The sequence below is a fragment of the Dissulfurispira sp. genome (assembly GCF_036745535.1).
In the GTDB taxonomy this organism is placed as follows: Bacteria; Nitrospirota; Thermodesulfovibrionia; order Thermodesulfovibrionales; family Dissulfurispiraceae; genus Dissulfurispira.
In genome coordinates, this window is record NZ_DAIOFX010000182.1 from 1 (window position 1) to 1,424 (window position 1,424).

Annotated in this window: 4 protein-coding genes; 3 read left to right on the forward strand and 1 reads right to left on the reverse strand. The window is 42.1% G+C overall.

The window, feature by feature from the left end; all coding sequences use genetic code 11:
- Positions 1-59: 59 nt before the first annotated feature.
- Genes V7L97_RS12685 through V7L97_RS12695 form a run of 3 tightly spaced genes read left to right on the forward strand, consistent with a single transcriptional unit; the run spans position 60 to position 1,070 of the window.
- Positions 60-437: a hypothetical protein gene (locus V7L97_RS12685; RefSeq protein WP_333656561.1), complete on the forward strand. Its 378-nt coding sequence runs from the start codon at positions 60-62 to the stop codon at positions 435-437.
- A 10-nt stretch (positions 438-447) separates the two neighbouring features.
- Complete coding sequence (cutA, locus tag V7L97_RS12690) at positions 448-762, forward strand: divalent-cation tolerance protein CutA (protein WP_333656562.1); 315 nt, start codon at positions 448-450, stop codon at positions 760-762.
- Positions 759-1,070, forward strand: coding sequence for a hypothetical protein (locus tag V7L97_RS12695; RefSeq protein ID WP_333656564.1), 312 nt, complete (start codon positions 759-761; stop codon positions 1,068-1,070). The genes cutA and V7L97_RS12695 overlap by 4 nt, the downstream gene beginning before the upstream one ends.
- Here the strand turns inward: V7L97_RS12695 and V7L97_RS12700 are convergent.
- A partial coding sequence (locus tag V7L97_RS12700; protein ID WP_333656567.1) for a hypothetical protein occupies positions 1,051-1,424 on the reverse strand: 374 nt, incomplete at its 5' end. The two genes, V7L97_RS12695 and V7L97_RS12700, sit on opposite strands and share 20 nt — an antisense overlap.

Genomic DNA, 1,424 nt, shown 5'->3' on the forward strand with positions numbered 1-1,424 from the left:
TGATGTATTTATTATCTCTCATATGCACTTGAATCAACACTTTTTAAAGTCTTTGAGCAGTGCCTGACATATATTTCGAGATGCCTGGCTATCGGATTATGCTAATTACAAGAAAGAGAATTGTCCTGACAATCGGGATAGGATGCATCCTCTGGAGCTATTACCAGCTCTTTGCAATAAGGGCCGAGGAATCGTTTGTGGGTAAACAGATAACAGCCTTAACCGCAAGTGGAGAGGTTAAAGGAAAGGCCATTAGTGTCAAAACCAATTCTGTAATTTTATCGGAGAACAAAAAAATTATAGAGGTTCCGCTGCACAGTGTGATTAAAGTGGGTGATCTAAGGGTTGACGAGCATGAGACCAAGAGGGTTCTGCTTGCAGTGAGCATCTCTGTGTCAGGCGGTATAATGATATGGATTGCCTTATTTTTCTTATAAAGGAGGGTCTATGGAGGCGATTGTTGTTTATATAACCGCACCAAATGAGGATGAGGCAGCAAGGATTGCAAAGGCTATTGTTGAGGAAAGGCTTGCAGGATGTGCGAATATAGTTAAAGGTATCCGTTCCATATATAGCTGGCAGGGAAAGATCGAGGATGATGCTGAGGTCTTGATGATTGTCAAAACCCAGAGGCATTTATTTGAGCCATTGAAGAGACGTGTGAAGGAACTGCACAGCTACACGGTGCCTGAGATAATTGCCTTGCCAATAATTGAAGGCTCGGAGGATTATCTCAACTGGCTGAAGGAAGTAACGGAGTGAAAGATAAGATTTATACAGACATAATCTGCAAGGGATTCTGCAAGTACTACAAAGAAGGCAAGGAAGAGCTTCACTGCAGGGGATATGAAATTCTGAGAAATAACCTTACGCCTTATGAATTAAAGATGCTTGTCCGATCATTGAAATGCGGAGATGAGATTAAAAACCGTATTCCTGCAAAAAATAAAAAATTGATAAACCTTGTATGCGCAAAATGCGATTTCTTTATAGACGAATGCGATTATACCGACAACCGCTCAGGTCCGCCATGCGGCGGGCATATAATTATCAACCTACTATGCGGTTGATCTGTCTCTGCCTCGTATCTTCGGGTCTTGTATTTTCAGCAGCCCTGTTTGTATTCTGGTATGCCTGTACTGCACGCTGGGATTCGATATTTCTGGTTTCCTGAGTCTTTTGCTGTGTCTCCGCATTAGGGGTATTTGCAGTTCTGCTCGCATTTTTGGCTCTGCCCTGTCTGCTCAGGGTCACTCTGACATCCTCTGAAGATGGATTATTTCTTTCTGCATTCTCTCTCTGTTGCGTCTGCCTCTGGGTTTGCTGTGACTGTGGATTCTTTTTCTTTTGAATATCGTATCTTGAAATTATATCTGTTTGTAATTGGTTATTTGATGTCTGATTTACCGGCATGTTAACCTCCT

Excerpts from the sequence above, each read along its gene's own strand:
- cutA (WP_333656562.1), top strand. The coding sequence starts at position 448 with ATGGAGGCGATTGTTGTTTATATAACCGCACCAAATGAGGATGAGGCA.